This is a genomic window from Methylobacterium sp. J-070 (genome assembly GCF_022829385.1).
Taxonomy (GTDB): Bacteria; Pseudomonadota; Alphaproteobacteria; order Rhizobiales; family Beijerinckiaceae; genus Methylobacterium.
This window is the reverse complement of record NZ_JAKSXX010000102.1, coordinates 1-720: the sequence shown is the minus strand read 5'-3', so window position 1 is coordinate 720 and position 720 is coordinate 1. Positions and strand designations below refer to the sequence as shown.

At 71.0% G+C, this 720-nt stretch carries 1 protein-coding gene; it reads right to left on the bottom strand.

The window, feature by feature from the left end; genetic code table 11:
* Positions 1-464: 464 nt before the first annotated feature.
* Positions 465-720, bottom strand: a 256-nt coding sequence (locus MKL01_RS08040) for a transketolase C-terminal domain-containing protein (protein WP_279604474.1), incomplete at its 5' end; no start/stop codon positions are given.

The following is a 720-nucleotide window of genomic DNA, read 5'->3' as shown; positions in this document are numbered from 1 at the left end:
GGTGTGGTCGTCGTTCCCGAACCACACGGCGCCGACGTAATTGCCGGTGTAGCCCACGAACCACGCGTCCCGGTAGGCGTTCGTGGTCCCGGACTTGCCCGCGACCTTCACGCCTTCGAGCTGGGCCCGTTTGCCGGTCCCCCGACTTGCCTCCCCCCTCTGCGGGGGAGGATGGCCCCTGCGTCAGCAGGGGTCGGGCCGGGACGAAGTCCCGCGAGAGGGGAACCCGGATGCAGGAAAGGGCGGCGCAGATGTGAAGGCCGGTGTGCTGGTCTGCACCGTCGCTCCCCCTTCCCGACCCCCTTCGGGGGCCCACCCTCCCCCGCAGAGGGGGGAGGGAAAGGTGTGGTGTTAGCTCTCTTCCTCGATGTGGAGGTGCGAATATCGTAGCCCCACCGGGAGAGGGGGGGCGCGCATGATCGCGGACCGACGGCGCCGGCTGATATGCAGATCGCGAGGTCGACTCAGCGCGGGCGGCGGCGGACGCTCACCACGTTGCTCGCCGGCTCCGCCTTGCTGGAGGTCGCCGGCAGCGTCGCCAGGGCGGTTGTGACGATGGTGTCGGCGTCGAGCCCGGCATCGGCGTACATCTTCTCCGGGCTGTCGTGGTCCTGGTAGGCGTCCGGCAGCGTCAGCGTCCGAACCCGCACGCCCCCCGCGTCCAGCGCGCCCCGCTCCGACAGCAGGTGCAGCACCATCGCGCCGAACCCGCCCCGCGAG